At 35.7% G+C, this 15905-nt stretch carries 15 protein-coding genes; 2 read left to right on the forward strand and 13 right to left on the reverse strand.

Annotation, left to right across the window (positions count from 1 at the left end; translation table 11 throughout):
* Position 1 precedes the first annotated feature (1 nt).
* The 10 genes from hisC to BLT30_RS02880 all read right to left on the reverse strand — a co-directional run bounded on the left by hisC (position 2) and on the right by BLT30_RS02880 (position 11132).
* Positions 2-1033 carry a histidinol-phosphate transaminase gene (hisC, locus tag BLT30_RS02835; RefSeq protein ID WP_089871221.1) on the reverse strand — a complete coding sequence of 344 codons (1032 nt, stop codon included), beginning with the start codon at positions 1031-1033 and terminating at the stop codon, positions 2-4.
* The gene (gene hisD, locus BLT30_RS02840; protein ID WP_089872867.1) at positions 1023-2315 is read right to left on the reverse strand and encodes a histidinol dehydrogenase; all 1293 of its coding nucleotides are present in this window, start codon (positions 2313-2315) and stop codon (positions 1023-1025) included. Before hisD ends, hisC begins: the two co-directional genes overlap by 11 nt.
* Positions 2315-3172 carry an ATP phosphoribosyltransferase gene (gene hisG / locus BLT30_RS02845; protein WP_089872869.1) on the reverse strand — a complete coding sequence of 286 codons (858 nt, stop codon included), beginning with the start codon at positions 3170-3172 and terminating at the stop codon, positions 2315-2317. The genes hisD and hisG overlap by 1 nt, the downstream gene beginning before the upstream one ends.
* Before the next feature lie 231 nt (positions 3173-3403).
* Positions 3404-4216, reverse strand: coding sequence for an aminotransferase class IV (locus BLT30_RS02850; RefSeq protein ID WP_089871223.1), 813 nt, complete (start codon positions 4214-4216; stop codon positions 3404-3406).
* Between the two features lie 52 nt (positions 4217-4268).
* Positions 4269-4655 (reverse strand): START-like domain-containing protein, encoded by a 387-nt coding sequence (locus BLT30_RS02855; protein WP_027384798.1) that lies wholly within the window; start codon positions 4653-4655, stop codon positions 4269-4271.
* A gap of 403 nt (positions 4656-5058) precedes the next feature.
* The gene (locus BLT30_RS02860; protein WP_089871225.1) at positions 5059-6243 is read right to left on the reverse strand and encodes an aspartate aminotransferase family protein; all 1185 of its coding nucleotides are present in this window, start codon (positions 6241-6243) and stop codon (positions 5059-5061) included.
* Positions 6244-6434: 191 nt separating this feature from the next.
* Positions 6435-8183, reverse strand: a complete 1749-nt coding sequence (locus BLT30_RS02865) for an OstA-like protein (protein WP_089871226.1) — start codon at positions 8181-8183, stop codon at positions 6435-6437.
* The gene (locus tag BLT30_RS02870) at positions 8183-8662 is read right to left on the reverse strand and encodes a Fur family transcriptional regulator (RefSeq protein WP_089871228.1); all 480 of its coding nucleotides are present in this window, start codon (positions 8660-8662) and stop codon (positions 8183-8185) included. Before BLT30_RS02870 ends, BLT30_RS02865 begins: the two co-directional genes overlap by 1 nt.
* 27 nt (positions 8663-8689) lie before the next feature.
* On the reverse strand, positions 8690-10669 hold the full coding sequence (locus tag BLT30_RS02875) for a KUP/HAK/KT family potassium transporter (protein ID WP_175487119.1): 1980 nt from the start codon (positions 10667-10669) through the stop codon (positions 8690-8692).
* 136 nt (positions 10670-10805) lie between these two features.
* Positions 10806-11132 (reverse strand): hypothetical protein, encoded by a 327-nt coding sequence (locus BLT30_RS02880; protein WP_089872871.1) that lies wholly within the window; start codon positions 11130-11132, stop codon positions 10806-10808.
* A 41-nt stretch (positions 11133-11173) separates the two neighbouring features.
* On the opposite strand from BLT30_RS02880, the gene BLT30_RS18155 reads away from it, so the two are divergent.
* On the forward strand, positions 11174-11350 hold the full coding sequence (locus tag BLT30_RS18155) for a C1orf53 family protein (protein ID WP_169712680.1): 177 nt from the start codon (positions 11174-11176) through the stop codon (positions 11348-11350).
* A 16-nt stretch (positions 11351-11366) separates the two neighbouring features.
* The gene (locus BLT30_RS02885; RefSeq protein WP_089871231.1) at positions 11367-11900 is read left to right on the forward strand and encodes a DUF4136 domain-containing protein; all 534 of its coding nucleotides are present in this window, start codon (positions 11367-11369) and stop codon (positions 11898-11900) included.
* Positions 11901-11965: 65 nt separating this feature from the next.
* On the opposite strand, the gene BLT30_RS02890 is transcribed toward BLT30_RS02885, so the two are convergent.
* The 3 genes from BLT30_RS02890 to BLT30_RS02900 all read right to left on the reverse strand — a co-directional run bounded on the left by BLT30_RS02890 (position 11966) and on the right by BLT30_RS02900 (position 15651).
* Positions 11966-12805 carry a restriction endonuclease gene (locus tag BLT30_RS02890; RefSeq protein WP_089871233.1) on the reverse strand — a complete coding sequence of 280 codons (840 nt, stop codon included), beginning with the start codon at positions 12803-12805 and terminating at the stop codon, positions 11966-11968.
* Positions 12806-12990: 185 nt separating this feature from the next.
* Positions 12991-14307 (reverse strand): sensor histidine kinase, encoded by a 1317-nt coding sequence (locus BLT30_RS02895; protein WP_089871235.1) that lies wholly within the window; start codon positions 14305-14307, stop codon positions 12991-12993.
* Positions 14308-15651: a sigma-54-dependent transcriptional regulator gene (locus BLT30_RS02900; protein ID WP_089871237.1), complete on the reverse strand. Its 1344-nt coding sequence runs from the start codon at positions 15649-15651 to the stop codon at positions 14308-14310.
* Positions 15652-15905: the final 254 nt, after the last annotated feature.

Genomic DNA, 15905 nt, shown 5'->3' on the forward strand with positions numbered 1-15905 from the left:
TTTAATTAATTGATTTTAAAGTTTCCATCAATTTCAAATTTTCCTGAGGAGAACCAACTGTAATTCTCAAGCAGTTTTTGATGACCGAATTTCGGTTTCTGACAATTACATTTTCTTCTACTAATTTTTTATAGATTTCGTCTGCATTTTCAACTTCAATCAAAACGAAATTAGCGTCTGAAGGAAATATTTTCTTAACCAATTTCAATTCTTTTAAACTTTCAATAAGAATTTTTTTCTCATTCAAAATCAGTTTATTGTTTTCTGAAACTTGATTTATATTTTCATCATTCAAAGCATTAAGAATTGCATTTTGATTGAGTTGACTGATGTTGTAAGGCGGTTTTACCTTATTGTAAAATTTGATGATTTCCTCGGAAGCATAAGCAATTCCAACCCGAACAGAAGCCATTCCCCAAGCTTTGCTGAAGGTTTGACTGACAATGAGATTCGGAAAATTTTCGATTTTATTTCTGAAACTTTGTTCAGGACTGAAATCAATATAAGCTTCATCAATAAAGATAATTCCGTTGAAATTTTCCAGAATGTATTCTATATTTTTGATTGAATTTCCTGTTGGATTGTTTGGCGAGCAAATGAAGATGATTTTCAGATTCTCATCATATAAATAAGGTTTTAAAGTCTCTAAATCGATTTGGAAGTCGTCATTTAAATTAAGATTGATTAATTCAACATCATTGATATTGGCCGAAACTTCATACATTCCATAAGTCGGCGAAAATGTCAGAACCTTATCTTTTCCTGGCTCGCAAAATATCCTGAAAGCTAAATCTATCACTTCATCGCTTCCATTTCCGAGGAAAATATTTTCATCAGAAATCTGATTAATTGTGCTCAGTTTTTGCCTGATTTTTCTTTGATATGGGTCAGGATAACGATTCAATTCTCCGAAAGGATTTTCGTTGGCGTCCAGAAAAATACCGTTCTCACCTTCGAATTCGTCTCTTGCGGAAGAATAAGGTTTGAGATTCAGAATGTTTTTTCTAACTAATTTTTGAATATCAATTTTCATTTTTTAAATATTTTAATCTGATAGAAATTGCATTTTTGTGAGCCATCAATTCTTCTGCTTCGGCCATTAATTCAATTGTTTTTCCAATATTTTTAATTCCATTTTTCGTGATATTTTGAAACGTGATTTTCTTAACATAACTGTCCAAAGAAACGCCGCTGTAATTCTTAGCAAAACCATTTGTTGGCAAAGTATGATTGGTTCCGGAAGCGTAATCGCCTGCGCTTTCCGGACTGTGAATTCCGAGAAAAACTGAACCTGCGTTTGTAATTTTATCAGTAAAATTCTCAGCGTTTTCAATTGACAAAATCAAATGTTCCGGCGCATAAAAATTAGAAAAATCAATGGCTTCGTAAATGGAATTAAGCAAAATTGATTTGCTATTTTGTAATGCGATTTCAGCAATTTCTTTTCTTGGTAAATCTGCTAATTGTTTCTTGATTTCAATATTAATTTTATTAAGAATATTTTCAGAATTACTCAATAAAATCACTTGAGAATCGGTTCCGTGTTCGGCTTGAGATAATAAATCCGAGGCTACAAATTCAGGAATTGAACTTTCATCAGCAATGACCAAAACTTCACTTGGACCAGCCGGAATATCGATGGCTACATTGTAATTTAGAGCCAATTGTTTTGCAAAAGTTACATATTGATTTCCAGGTCCGAAAATTTTATCAACCTTCGGAATCGTTTCTGTTCCAAATGTTAAACCTGCAATCGCTTGACTTCCACCAACTTTGAAAATGGTTTTAATTCCAACCAAATCTGCAGTAAACAAAATTGCTGGATTGATTTTTCCATTTTTATCTGGAGGCGAACAAAGCGCAATATTTTTACAACCTGCGATGTTTGCGGGAATTCCCAACATCAAAACCGTAGAAAACAGAGGAGCCGTTCCTCCAGGAATATAAATTCCAATATTTTCAATCGCACGGCTTTCTCGCCAGCAAAAAACGCCTTCTGTCGTTTCAATGACTTTTTTCTCTTCTTGTTGAGAAGTGTGGAATTTTCGGATATTTTTGGAAGCAGTTTGTATGGCAGATTTTAACTCATCGGAAACTAAATTTTTTGCTTCTTCAATTTCGTTTTCTGAAACTTTAAAATCATTTAAAATAACACCATCAAATTTTTCTGTGAAGATTTTCAACGCTTTATCACTATTAGTTTTCACTTCATCGAAAACGGATTTCACTTGTTCAGAAAGGTTTTCCTGATTTTTCAAAGGTCTTTCGAAAAGCGATTTCCAGTCTGTGATATTTGGATATTTATATTGCTTCATCATAATATCATTTTTTCGATTTCCAACACTAAAATTCCCTGAGCACCTTCATTCTTCAACTTCTCTATCACTTCCCAAAATTGGTCTTCCTTTATTACGGAATGTATGGATGACCAGCCGCTTTCGGCTAATGGAAGAACTGTTGGAGATTTCATTCCGGGTAAAATATTGATAATTTTTCCCAAGTTTTCATTTGGAGTATTCAATAGAATATATTTGCTTTCAGAAGCTTCTTTTACGGCGTTGATTCGGAACAAGAGTTTTTTGAGAATGTCTTTTTTATCCTCAGACAAATCATTGTTTGAAACCAAAACGGCTTCACTTTCCACAACAGTTTCTACTTCTTTCAAACCGTTTGTGAGTAGAGTAGAGCCTGTACTGATGATATCGAAAATAGCATCGGAAAGTCCAATTCCAGGCGCAATTTCTACACTTCCACCAATCTTTTCGATTTGTGCGTCGATGTTTTTTTCTTGGAAATAGTTTGAAAGAATCTCAGGATAAGAAGTCGCAATCTTTTTGCCTTCGAAATATTGAATCCCGTTATAACTTTCTTCTTTTGGAATTGCCAAAGACAATCTGCATTGCGCAAATCCTAATTTCTGAATGGTTTCAATTTGCTTTTTCTGTTCCAAAACTTCATTGAGACCAAGGATTCCAATATCAGCAACGCCTTGTTCCACGTATTGCGGAATATCATCGTCGCGAAGGAAAAGGATTTCCAATGGAAAATTGGAAGAAGCAGCTTTCAGTTTTCTGGTGCCGTTGGAAATCTTGATTCCGCATTCTTCGAGGAGTTTGAGTGACTTTTCGCTCAGTCGTCCGCTTTTTTGTAAGGCTAATTTCAGTTTACTCATTTTAGATTTTGACATAAGTCCGAGTAAACGACAGGAGAATTTTTGGAATAAAAAAAACCGACTGATTACTCAGACGGTTTATATTTTTAGAAGTTATGATATATCACTACCTTCCCGTCTGTGCGAGGAAATGGTGATGATGATGCATAAATTGTGTAGTCATTTTGATATTTTGATGAAGCAAATGTATAGAACTTATTTTAATTAAATCTAACTTTTTTGTAAAATTAACTAAATAAAATTCTCGGCCCACTTCTGAACCATCTCAGAAAACCTAGTGTTTTCAAAGGTTTTGTTCCTGATTTTGGAAACCGAATGCACGCCTTTTTCATCCGAAATTCTTAAAATCTCTTCCGCTTTTTGAGATTCGAAAGCAATGATTTCTGCTTCCTCAATTTCAGCCAGTTTATTTTTATGGATGAAAGTGACGAAGTTTTCCATCAAAGGAGAAATATAAGCGCCTTCCGTCTGTTTAGGGATTTTAATCACATTATCCTGCAAAAATAAAAGATTTCCGAAGATGCTTCTTGCGATTTTTTTATTTGGATTAAGGAGAATCACATCATCCAAATCATTTTCTTTGGAGTAAATCTGAGCATAAATATTCTCCGGAGAATGAACTCTGATATTACTCAAAAGATTAGCATTCACATTGATTTCCTTAATTAGGTCCAATTCAATATTTCCTTTGACAGCAAGTATGTCTTCAGATTCTTCTATTTCAAAATAAAAAGCTGTTTCAGATTTTGGAAGTGGTTTGTCTTCCTGTTTTCTGTAAGCCATCAGTTGGATAATCCCGTTCTGGATTCCTTTATCAAGAACTTCTCTTTGGAACAGCTCCTGGAAAAACTCTAATGTATAACTTAATGGGATATTCAGTCTCATTTTTCTCATAGATGCCATTAGGAAAAAATATGATTCCTCTGCCATTATGAGTTGTCCGTTTCTTACAAAAAAAGAGACCCAAACTGCATCGCCGAAAAGAAAAGAACGGTTGATAAGCTGCAGGTTTTCTTCTGTATAAATTAATTTTTGTAACTGCATTCTAGGTAATAATAAAAAAATAATGAACGATAAGATCGTTCATCCATTTATTTTAAGCGGCGCCTAATTTTATCTGTAGATTTTCTATCAGGTTTTCCCAATAGAGTTTGTTTTCTTCTTCATCACCAGGTTCGCAGAAGTCAGTAATATTAAGAGAAAGGTCATCTGTGATCTCATCGATAACGATAGAAAGCTCGAAGAAATATTTCGTTCCTTCATCTTCTTCCCAACGGAATCTCACAAAACTTTCCGGCTTATAACGGATAAGCGTAGCTCTCTCAGCAGGACCACCGCCCCAGCTGAAAAAGAAATCGTCACCACGCTCTACAACGTCGTCCGCAAACCATTCTGATAATCCTTCTGCACTTGCCAAATACTCATACAATATCTCCGAGAGACAATGCATATTGTATTCATACTGCACTTTCGTTTTCGCCATATTCTAATTCTAATTGTGGCGCAATATATAAATTAATTTCTTATTTCCAAATCAAAATGTCTATGGAAATACAAATTTTTTATAGAAATAATGTATGATTTTTATTAGCTGATTTTGTACAGTTGATGAATACTAAATTTTAGAATTATTAAGGCAGCTTTATCCGCCCTCCGTTCCCGCTTTTTTCTGTCATGGCGAACGAAGTGAAGCGATCCGTAGAACTTTTCTACCATCGCCATGGCAGAAAAAGAGCTCCACTCAGGTCGGGCTGCAGATTCAACATAAAACAATACTTGTCCTGAATGACAAGGTGTATATTCAAATTCTTCTCTAATCGAAGCGCCTTCGTGAAACTTAAAACATTGAATCGAAAAAAAATCTTCGTGCGCTTTGTGTTCAAAAATTACGCTACTTCATTCAAAACTTCCAAAATGATTTCGCAACCTTTTCGGATTTCATCTTCGGAGATTGTGAGTGGAGGAGAGATTCTCAGATATTCGTTTCTATAAAGTTGCCAAAAAACTATCAATCCTTTTTCCATACATTTGGAAGCGACTTTCAAAGTGTATTCAGGACTTCCAAGATTTACGGCTAGCATCAAACCTTTTCCGTTCACATTTTTGATTTTCGGATGAACGAGCAATTCTCGGAAGAGTTTTTCTTTTTTATCTGTTTCGTTCATCAATCCACTTTCCAGAACTTCTTTCAAAGTAGCGTGCGAAGCGGCTGCAATCAAAGGATTTCCTCCAAAGGTTGTAATATGACCCAATTTTGGCGAATGTGAAAGGCTTGTCATAATTTCTCTAGAACTCATAAAAGCACCAACCGGAATGCCACCGCCCATTCCTTTTCCCATAACAAGAATGTCAGGAACAATCCCAAAATGTTCAAACGCAAACAACTTCCCAGTTCTTCCAAACCCAGGCTGAATCTCATCCAGAATCAACAAGGCACCAACTTCTTCACAACGTTTTTTCAGATTGATAAAATAATTGTCTTTCGGAGTTATGAATCCTGCGGCTCCTTGGATCGTTTCTACAATTACACAAGCCGTTTTATCGGTGATTTTATCAAAATCATTTTCATTATTGAATTCGATGAAATTGACCATCGGAAGCAACGGACGGAATTCTCTTTTGTGAACCTCATTTCCCGCAACAGAAAGTGCACCGTGTGTATTCCCGTGATAAGCATTTTTGAATGCGATGATTTCTTCTCTTCCTGTGTAACGTTTTGCAAGTTTCAGACTTCCGTCAATCGCTTCCGCTCCGGAGTTCACAAGATAAGTCACTTCCAAAGGTTCTGGTGTTGCTTCTGCCAAAAGTCTACAAAGCGCGACAGGCTTTTCCTGGGCATATTCGCCGTAAACCATTACGTGGAGATATTTATCTGCCTGCTCTTTGATAGCATTCACAACTTTTGGATGCGAATGTCCAAGCGTGTTAGCAGAAACGCCGGCTACAAAATCCAGATAAGCTCGTCCGTCTTTTCCGTAGATATAGCTTCCTTCTGCTTTTTCAACTTCAAAACCTGCGGCGAATGGCGTTGTCTGCGCCTGATATTGATAGAAATTTTCTTTTAAATCCATTATAAATAAAAACTGTTACAAAGTTCGTGAATTTTTGAGTTTCTCTTCTAAGAAATGACAAAAATTTCAACTCTGCGAAGTGCGCCCCGACTTGAACGGAGCTCTTTTTCTTTTTTTATGAAAAAAGAAAAAAGCGGGAGTGGAAGGCGGATAAAGGCGCCCATATTTCGACTCTGCTCAATAACAGAATTTTACTTTTTGACCCGAACAGGTGTCTTTGGTTTATTCTTTTCCTCGAGTTTTTTACGCTCCGCTTCGGCTCGTTCAAAAAGGGAATTATCTGATTCGTAAACGATTTCAGGATAATTAGGTGTGTCGAGGAAAATATCGCCCCATTTCTGTGGACGGTCTTTGGTATTCCAATTAAAATCTTTGAAAAAACGTTCTGCCTTTGAGATTTTGCTCATTGGATAAGTGTCCGTATTAGCACCAATATTACAGTCTATAACTTCTAAACGACGCTCTAAAAATTGTGCAACAATCTCACCGCACGTGGAAAGCGCAACCCCAATTCTGGTCACTTCTTTTGTTTTTTCATTGGTGTCATCTGCATAAGTAATTGCTTGCGCATTACCAACTGCTTTTGCACTATCTATAGCATTGTTGTTCAGATAGACGATCATATTCTTGCTCTTGATCTGATTGAACTCATCTTTCAAATTCAAAGAGTCTGCTTTGCTTATAGCGAAAGCATTTCCCAAAACTCGTATAGAATCTGTGATTTCCTTTTCGGGATTGCTATAAACTCGGATTTCATCACCGGTAACCTGTTTTACGCCCATCCAGAGAATCGGTTTTCTCATCAGGTGCATCTCTCCATCAGTCTCATTGAAACTAAGAGAATCTGCACGACCTTGCATATTGGTTTTGAAGATCCTCACTTTTCTGAAAGCTCGTAAGTAGCTTTTTTTCTTCAAGGCATTGGTAGAATCTGGTTTTTGAAAGGTGATGAATTTCTCTGCAGAAAAATAGGCAGAATCTTTACTCAAAATCTTCACAGCGTAAGGTTTATCCGTAACCATTGCAGAATCTTTCTTTTCGTAGATTTCGCCGTAGCCACCTTTAATAAAGCGCTTTTGTTGGGGGTCGTCCAGCATTACATTGCCTGTTCCTTTTCCGAAGCCTGTGTTTCGATTGAAGTATAATTTGTCTCCAGTCAGGATTTTTCCATTATTATGAATTCTGGAATTTTTATTAAGAAAAGATTCTCCTGTTTTGGAGTTGTAGCTTCCTGATTCTGTGTAGACATAATTTATCGGATTCCTTTTATCTCTTATCGTTGTTGGACCTGTGAAATCGGAAACCCCAGTGTTCTGATTTTGTTTGATATTATCACTGACAATGGTGTATTTATCAGTTTCGATGTTAGAACGGCCAATGAAATCAATCATTTTTGTATTGAGATAATAGGTTGCCGATCTTGTGTACATCACACTTCCGTCATTACTGTAGATTGTTCCACCTGTGTTGAAATAGGCCGTATTTGGGATTTTATCGTAATAGAGTGTTTCTGTTTTGATGGTCTGCTTTGGATCAGTAAGGACTACATTTTTACGGGCAATTCCACGTTCCGTATTACCATCGTATTCCATTTCTTCTGCAGTGATCCGGTTTCCGTCAGGAGTTGTCAAGACGACATTTCCTATAGCTTTCAGAAAGTTTTCTTTCTGATAAAAAACAACCTCATCCGCTGTAAGGACAGAACCCTGATGTTCGAATTGAACATTTCCAGAGAAAACCATATTACCCTCATATTTGTCAGGTGTTACGCCTGCAGTATCAGAATGGACGTGCTTTACTTTTTTTGAAGTTTGCGTTTGAGTATTTGAATTTTTAAAAAAAGGATCTTTTACCAAACCTTGATTTTGGGTTGGTGGTGTCACCTGCGAAAATATTCTAACAAAAATTAGAAGTAGAACTACAAAAAAGGATTTCTTCATTAATTTTCAGACTTCTTGTGTCCGTAGAAGTACAAAGAGTGCGTATCAATACTTACACCAAATGCTTTTTCTATAGAGTCTTTGATTCCCTGGATCCTTGGGTCACAAAACTCGATAATTTCCTCGATTTCTTTGTCAGAATCTTGTTTGTAAATTACCAGGTGGTCATGCTGCTTGTCAAAATAAGACTTTTCATAAGAAGATGTGCTTAATGTTTTCTCACCAAACTGGTGCTTTCTGATAAGTCCCGCATCCAAGAAAATCTCAATAGTATTATAAATCGTCGCCTTACTTACGTGATACTTTTTTTGCATCATCAACAAGTAAAGGTCATCCACGTTAAAGTGGTGCTCCATATTATAAATCTCCTCAAGAATAGTATAACGTTCCGGCGTGTTGCGGAATCCCTTGTCCTGAAGATATTGTCTTAGAACGTCTTTTATAGTTGCGATATTCAACTCTTTTTGTTTCGTATCCATAATACAAAAATAGCGATTTTTTTGGGATTAATCGTGATGATGATTTTCCACTTTTTCTATTTTCTCTATTTTGATTTTCTGGTCAAGCAACGGAGCCGATTCTACAACAACATTGTGACTTGCAACACCATAAGCTGTGAAGTCGTTACTTCCTAACTTTTTAACAAAATTATAAATGTTAAGAATGATCTTGTCGCGGATTGTCAATAAGAAATCGTTGATATAAACATTATCAATGATCACGAATTTCAAATCCGGAGGAATGTTATGTGCTCTCAACGACGGGTGCGAACTTCTTGACGGGATTGTTCCTTCTTCCATCATTTCGTTCAGGATCTGCTGGAAATAATCATTGATTCTTCTGTCTCTTTTGAAACCCAACAAGAAACTGATCTTATAAATCGTTCCTGGCAAGATCTCCTCTACATGGTATTTGAAACTGTAAGGGTCTTCCTGGTTGACAATATTCAAAATGAAATAATGATCCGCTCTTTTAGGCTGTGCACGGATAATCGAGTAGATGATCTTCGATTCTACCTCATCATCGCGTTTTGCACGACTGATGAAAGCAAGATTTGTTGCATATTTAGGAATCGTTTCGTCTAACTTCATATCTTTTATCGTAGAAACATATTTGTCCAATTTCACGAATTTGATGAAAGTCGTTTTGATGATTCTTCCGTTGTACCAGGCGTACATACAGATACCAATAAAGCCAGCAAGAAGAACAGACATCCAACCGCCGTCAAAGAATTTGATAATGTTTGCACTGAAAAATCCACCTTCGATAACGATATAGATCAAGGCAAAAATGGCGATGTATATTTTCTTGGTTCGGGATTTTAAGAACCAGAAGATCAAAAGGATGGTTGTCATCAACATCGTGACGGTAATGGAAAGCCCGTAAGCAGCTTCCATTTTACTTGATTCTTGAAAATGAACAACAACAATGAAACAAAGTAGCAACAATCCCCAGTTGATTTTTGGAATGTACATTTGGCCTTTGATCCCAGACGGATACTCGATTTCCTGATTTGGCCAGAAATTGAGTGACATTGCTTCTGAGAACATTGTGAAAGCTCCTGTAATTACTGCCTGACTCGCAATGATCGCTGCCGCTGTAGCTAGTACAACTCCTGGAATGATAAACCATTCCGGCATGATTCCGAAGAATGGGTTTTTCCCTTTGAATACTTCATTATAATTGTTAAGAAGCCACGCACCTTGACCAAGATAATTAAGGATCAGCATTGCTTTTACAAAAATCCAACTTACACGGATGTTTTTGATCCCGCAATGTCCAAGGTCAGAATACAAGGCTTCCGCTCCCGTTGTACAAAGGAAAACAGCACCTAAAATCACAATTGCACTTGGAGAGTTGTAGATCAATTTGATGGCGTAATAAGGATTGAAAGCCTTAAGAACCATTGGATGGTCTATCAAATGAACCAATCCGAAACCTCCTAAAACCAAAAACCAAAGAACCATGATCGGTCCGAAAAATTTACCGATAAAGCTGGTCCCAAATTGCTGAAAAACAAAAATAATGACCAAAATAACTAAGGTTATAGGAACAACGGGCGGTTTATGCATTACCAATTCCAGACCTTCTATTGCTGAGATCACTGTCATGGACGGCGTAATAATACTATCAGCAACCAAGGTCGCTGCACCAATTATCGCAATACCGTAAAGCCATTTTTTCTTGAACCTTTTGACCAAAGAATAGAGAGAAAGAATTCCTCCTTCGCCTTTGTTGTCTGCTCTTAAGGCAATGATAACGTATTTGATCGTTGTTTGTAAAGTCAGTGTCCAAATAATACACGAGAGTGCGCCTTCTATGTATTCCTCAGAGATGATTCCGCCTTCTTTTCCTGCGTTGATGATGGCCTTCATTACGTACAACGGTGATGTTCCGATGTCTCCGAAAACAATTCCTAATGAAACTAAAACGCCAACTGCGGAAAGTTTTTTGAGGTCAAAATGACCACTGCTATCTTGCGACATAATTGCAATATGTTGAAAAAATAATTCTGCAAATTTAGATTATTTTATATTCTGAGAAATTTTTTTTACGAAAATGTAATATTAAAGGAAATAGGAAACCGGGAATTATTATTACCAATCGTTTCTGATGTTGAGTTTAAAGATATTTTAAGAAACTCCAGAGTTTCCTTTTTTTTAGATAATCGGGATTTTGGTCATTGTTATAAGCCTCCCTTTCAAAGCTGATATTGCGGTAAGCGAGATGTGGGTCTTTATATTTTAAATATTTGAGATAATATTCTGACAAGTACCAAATGTAAAACGGAATGATCAATAATTCCAATTGCTGACGGATATGGATCTTCTCATGATTGATAAGGGTCTTGTTTTGCCTGTATTCTTTTTTTCTCAGCAATATAAACGGAAACAAGGTAATCCCCGAAATTTTAGTATTTTTGAGTAATCTTTGACAAACAATAATTATCATCAATCAAAGATAAAAATTTTGGTATAGTTTTTTAACTTATGAAACTAAATGACATCAAAGAAAATGAAGACTTTTATTATAACGAACAAGGATATAAAGTTTTTACAGAGAAATTCCATTTGAAGCGTGGCTATTGCTGTAAAAGCGGATGCAGGCATTGCCCGTATGGTTATGATAAAAAGACGGATACTTTCATTAAAAAACCTAAAAATTAACAATAAAATCTACATTATGAAAAAATATATATTTATACTTCTTGCAGTAGTTTCTTTGGGCATGGCTTCTTGTAGCCCTTTCCAAGTAAAATCTGATTATTCTGCCACTGCAAATTTTGCGAATTACAAAACTTACTTGCTTAGAACAGATGATTTGAAACTGAATGACCTTGACAAAGACAGAGTTTTGAACGAACTATCAAAACAATTGCAAGCGAAAGCTTTAACTTCCGGACAAAATCCAGATTTGATTATCAATGTAAAAGCATCTCACAAAAAAGTTCAGGACATTACCACTTCCTACGGCGGAGGCTGGGGTTGGGGAAGACCTTGGGGCTGGGGTGGCGGTTTCGGTATGGGAAATACCTGGACCAACAACTATAATAGTGGAACGATTGTCATTGACATCATTGATGCTAAAACCCAAAAACTGGTTTGGCAAGGTGCGGGAAGCGGAATTTCTGTAGATTCTCCAAGATCAAAACAGAAACAAATTCCACAAGTTGTAGCAGAGATAATGGCCAATTATCCGCCTCAAAAAGGGAAATAGTTTTCTTTAGATAGATAATAGACAGATAGATTATAGAATTTAACCGCAGAATTTCTGCGGTTTTTTTATTCTGATATTTTTGTGTTCATCAATTCTTTAGTTTCTTTCAGAACTTCTGATTTTTTTTCTTGATTGAGTTCTAAAACATTCAACAAATTCTGATTGTTGAATAATTCCTTTACCAGAACACATCTTTTCTCCAGTAATTTCTGTTTTTGTTTTCCGTCCAAAGTCGTAAGACAAGTAATAGGGTACAATGCATTTTGGTCAACCAAACTTTTGATGTTTTTATCTTTTGGATAATCCCAAGACAGCAATCTCAAACCGTAATATTCTGAGAAAGCCACAGAATCCTTAGTGAAATAAGTATTCGTGATCAACCAACCATCGGTAAATTCAGTTTTGGTACCAAAAAGATTGTACTGGATATTAGAAATGTCCTTGATTCTTGACAAAACATACATCGGCGTTGTAACGGAGATTTTTGTGTCTTCCGCATTTCGGAATTTGCATTCTACCCAATACGTCTTCGAATCTTTTTTGGCAATAACATCCGCTTCGTGTGTCACCGAATGTCCTTTTATCAATTGCCCTGTTTCGGTCTTGTAGCCGATGTTTTGAAATACTCGAGAAATCCATTGCTCAAAATAAAATCCCGCAGGACCCAATTCCAACAAAGCTTTTTTCAAACTGTATCTTGCCGCGACAGAATTCGAGATTTTCTTTAATTCTTCAAATGCCATTCTGTACAGTTCGCCGGTTGTGATGCCTTCAAAACATTTTGGTAAGACCGTTTCCAGAACTCTTTTCACAGATTGTTCGCCTGCTCCCGAATTCCGGAGTGAGCTTTCCAATTTTGAGATTTCAAACTCTACCGTTTCCCCAGCGTTATTCTTGATTTTCATAATTTATATTTTGAATTTTATCGCAAAGGCGCAAAATACTTTGAATTTAATAAATATGTTAAAAGTCGCAAAGTTTCCAATATGAATTTTATTGAAGATAAAATCTTTGCGTCTTTTAAACTTAGTATTTAATAAATTTTTGTGCCTTTGCGATAATTTTTTTCGAATCTAAAGTCTTTTTTCTTTTATTCCACAAACCAAATCTCAAACCTACTTCCCTGCTCCAAAGGTTTATAATTCAGATAACCTTTATGAGCTTCAATAATACTTTTGCTGAGTGTCAATCCAATTCCGGAACCGTTGCTCCTCGTTGTAAAAAACGGAAGGAAGATCTTATCCTGAATTTCTTTCTGGATTCCGATTCCGTTATCTTCTACACTTAAAATAATTCGTTTGTTTTGAGTTTTGATTTCGGTTTTTATTGTTCTTTCAACATTGTCAGAAACAGCATAAATGGCGTTGAGATAAAGATTGATCAAACATCTTTCAATCATTTTTTCATCAGCTGAAATCATATGGTTTTCCAACGAATTGATAATCATAATATGTTTTTTCTCAAATTCAGGTTTCAGGAAATTAAGTGCGGATTCTACAATATTGGTTAAAGAAATTGTTTTGAAAACAGGCTTCGGAAGTTCTGCGACTTGTCTGTAATCATCTACAAAATTCAGTAATTGTTTTGATTTTGAATTGATGATCATCAGACTTTCCTTCATATCCTGCTGGTCTTCTTCTTCGATAATTTCCTGATTGGCAATATATTCAAGATTCTGAATCAAACTATTAACAGGCGTCAAAGTATTAAGAAGTTCGTGCGAAATCACTTTCATCAGATTATTCCACGCCAGTTTTTCTTTTTGCTCAATAATTTTCTGAACAGATTCTAAACTAATGATACAAAAACGATGTTTCACATTCTGGACTTTCTTAGTCCTGAGAGAAAATGATTGTTTTGCATTTTCATTGATTGAAATGTCAAAAAATTCCTGGGAGTTTTCGTAGTTGGTTTGTTGAATGATTTTGTAAAAATCAGGTGCTTTATTTTCATAAAGATTCCAGGAATTATATTTTGGAATCTGTAGAATTTCCAGAAAAACAGGATTCACATAAAAAACGTCCCAAACGTTATTTTTTTCAGAAAGAATCATCAATCCAATTTCCAGCTGATTCAAAATTTCTTCGTACAAAAGTTTATAAGATGATTGCGAAAGATGTTCTTCTTTGCTTTGATAATAAAGCTTTACAGCATTTTCGACCAAACTGTTTTCTTCAGTTTTTGGAAATAATGAAAAATCCTTTTTCTGAATAGCCAAAAGCAATTTTTCTGTTTTCTGAATGTACGACAAAGCCGAGGTCTGTGCCAGAACAATACAGACCAAACTTACCAATGAAAATAAGATACAGTTGATCCATTTGTTCTGAGAATAAAAATCATACGCAAAAATTCCGCAGACAATTGCCAGCAGAATAAATATCAGCCAAAAAAATTGCTGTTTTTTCATTTATAATTCAAATTTTTCCATTCTTCTGTACAGCGCCGCTCTCGATAATCCCAAATCTTCTGCTGCCAAAGAAATATTTCCGCGATGTTTTTTCAGCGCTTTTTTAATCAGGATTTCTTCCATTTCTTCGATGTTCAGATTTACAATTGTTTTCTCGGATTCTTCATCCTGAGGCATCAGCAATTTAAGATTTTTCTCGTTGGAAAGAATCACGCTTCTTTCGATACAGTGGTCGAGTTCACGAATGTTTCCTGGCCAGGAATAATGTGTTAATTCTGAAATTAAAGTTTCATTTAAAGCCAAATCAGGCTTATGATATTTCTGCTTGTATTTATCCAGAAAATAATCCGCTAACGTCGGAATGTCTTCCAAACGTTCTCTCAAACTTGGAATATTTAATTCAACCGTGTTGATTCTATAATATAGATCTTTTCGGAAACGATTTTCAGCAACAGCTTTTTTAAGATTCTCGTTGGTTGCAAAAATAAACCTTACGTCCAACAATCTTTCTTTACTTTCTCCAATTCTGGATAGTTTTCTATTTTGAATTAAACTCAATAATTTAGTTTGAAGATGAAGTGGAAGGTTTCCGATTTCGTCGAGAAAAACAGTTCCATTTTCGGCATTCTCGATTTTTCCAGCGTAATCCTGATGCGCATCTGTAAATGCTCCTTTTTTGTAACCAAACAATTCGGCTTCGAAAAGATTCTCCGAAAGGCTTCCCAAATCAATATGAACAAAAGGCTGGTTTTTCCGTTCTGATAACTCGTGAATATGTTCCGCCAAAACATATTTTCCGGTTCCGTTTTCGCCCAAAAGTAAAACGTTGGCATCAGTTGGCGCAACTCTATCAATCTGGTCCATCACTTCCTGCATTGCAGGAGATTGGGTTTCCAACTGATATTGATTGGTTTTGATGCTGACATTTTCCCATTGATTCAGTTTTTTATTTTTTCGGGAAATATCGACTGCGAGATTCACGGAAGCATACAATTTTTCGTTATTCCAAGGTTTCAGAATAAAATCGGTAGCGCCATTTTTCAAAGCTTCAACAGCTAATTCTACTTCGCCGTAAGCTGTCATCAGAATAATCGGAAGCTGAGGTTCGAGAATTTTGATTTCCTGCATCCAATACAAACCGTCTTGTCCATTTTCAAAACCTTTTCGGAAATTCATATCGAGAAGAATGGTGTCAACTTGCTGTTCGGATAAAAATTTCAGAATATTTTTAGGCTGACTAAGACAGCTGACCTCCGTAAAAAACTTCTTGAGCCAGACTCTCGCCGAAAACAAAATATCCTCGTCGTCATCCACAATTAAAATATGAGCTTCTTTTTTTCGCATTTTTTCGATGTAAATTTTATTTTCGGTTTTTACATTCTTTTTGTCATTCCGTAGGAATCTAAATCTACATTTTCATAATAGTTTTGTAGAGATTCCTACGCAATGACGAACGTTGAGTTATATTTTATTCATTAAAATAATAATAAATTATAATTCATCATTTATAATTAATATGTCCGTTTTCGCACAAAAAATGTCCGATAATGAACAGTTTTAAAATTAATAAAATTATATTTAATCACATTTACAGGGCG

Source organism: Epilithonimonas hungarica (genome assembly GCF_900102265.1).
GTDB classification, from domain to species: domain Bacteria; phylum Bacteroidota; class Bacteroidia; order Flavobacteriales; family Weeksellaceae; genus Epilithonimonas; species Epilithonimonas hungarica.

Bases quoted from the DNA above. Each gene is read 5' to 3' on its own strand.
- hisC (WP_089871221.1), bottom strand. From the start codon at position 1,033: ATGAAAATTGATATTCAAAAATTAGTTAGAAAAAACATTCTGAATCTC.
- hisD (WP_089872867.1), bottom strand. From the start codon at position 2,315: ATGAAGCAATATAAATATCCAAATATCACAGACTGGAAATCGCTTTTC.
- hisG (WP_089872869.1), bottom strand. From the start codon at position 3,172: ATGAGTAAACTGAAATTAGCCTTACAAAAAAGCGGACGACTGAGCGAA.
- BLT30_RS02850 (WP_089871223.1), bottom strand. From the start codon at position 4,216: ATGCAGTTACAAAAATTAATTTATACAGAAGAAAACCTGCAGCTTATC.
- BLT30_RS02855 (WP_027384798.1), bottom strand. From the start codon at position 4,655: ATGGCGAAAACGAAAGTGCAGTATGAATACAATATGCATTGTCTCTCG.
- BLT30_RS02860 (WP_089871225.1), bottom strand. From the start codon at position 6,243: ATGGATTTAAAAGAAAATTTCTATCAATATCAGGCGCAGACAACGCCA.
- BLT30_RS02865 (WP_089871226.1), bottom strand. From the start codon at position 8,183: ATGAAGAAATCCTTTTTTGTAGTTCTACTTCTAATTTTTGTTAGAATA.
- BLT30_RS02870 (WP_089871228.1), bottom strand. From the start codon at position 8,662: ATGGATACGAAACAAAAAGAGTTGAATATCGCAACTATAAAAGACGTT.
- BLT30_RS02875 (WP_175487119.1), bottom strand. From the start codon at position 10,669: ATGTCGCAAGATAGCAGTGGTCATTTTGACCTCAAAAAACTTTCCGCA.
- BLT30_RS18155 (WP_169712680.1), top strand. From the start codon at position 11,174: ATGAAACTAAATGACATCAAAGAAAATGAAGACTTTTATTATAACGAA.
- BLT30_RS02885 (WP_089871231.1), top strand. From the start codon at position 11,367: ATGAAAAAATATATATTTATACTTCTTGCAGTAGTTTCTTTGGGCATG.
- BLT30_RS02890 (WP_089871233.1), bottom strand. From the start codon at position 12,805: ATGAAAATCAAGAATAACGCTGGGGAAACGGTAGAGTTTGAAATCTCA.
- BLT30_RS02895 (WP_089871235.1), bottom strand. From the start codon at position 14,307: ATGAAAAAACAGCAATTTTTTTGGCTGATATTTATTCTGCTGGCAATT.
- BLT30_RS02900 (WP_089871237.1), bottom strand. From the start codon at position 15,651: ATGCGAAAAAAAGAAGCTCATATTTTAATTGTGGATGACGACGAGGAT.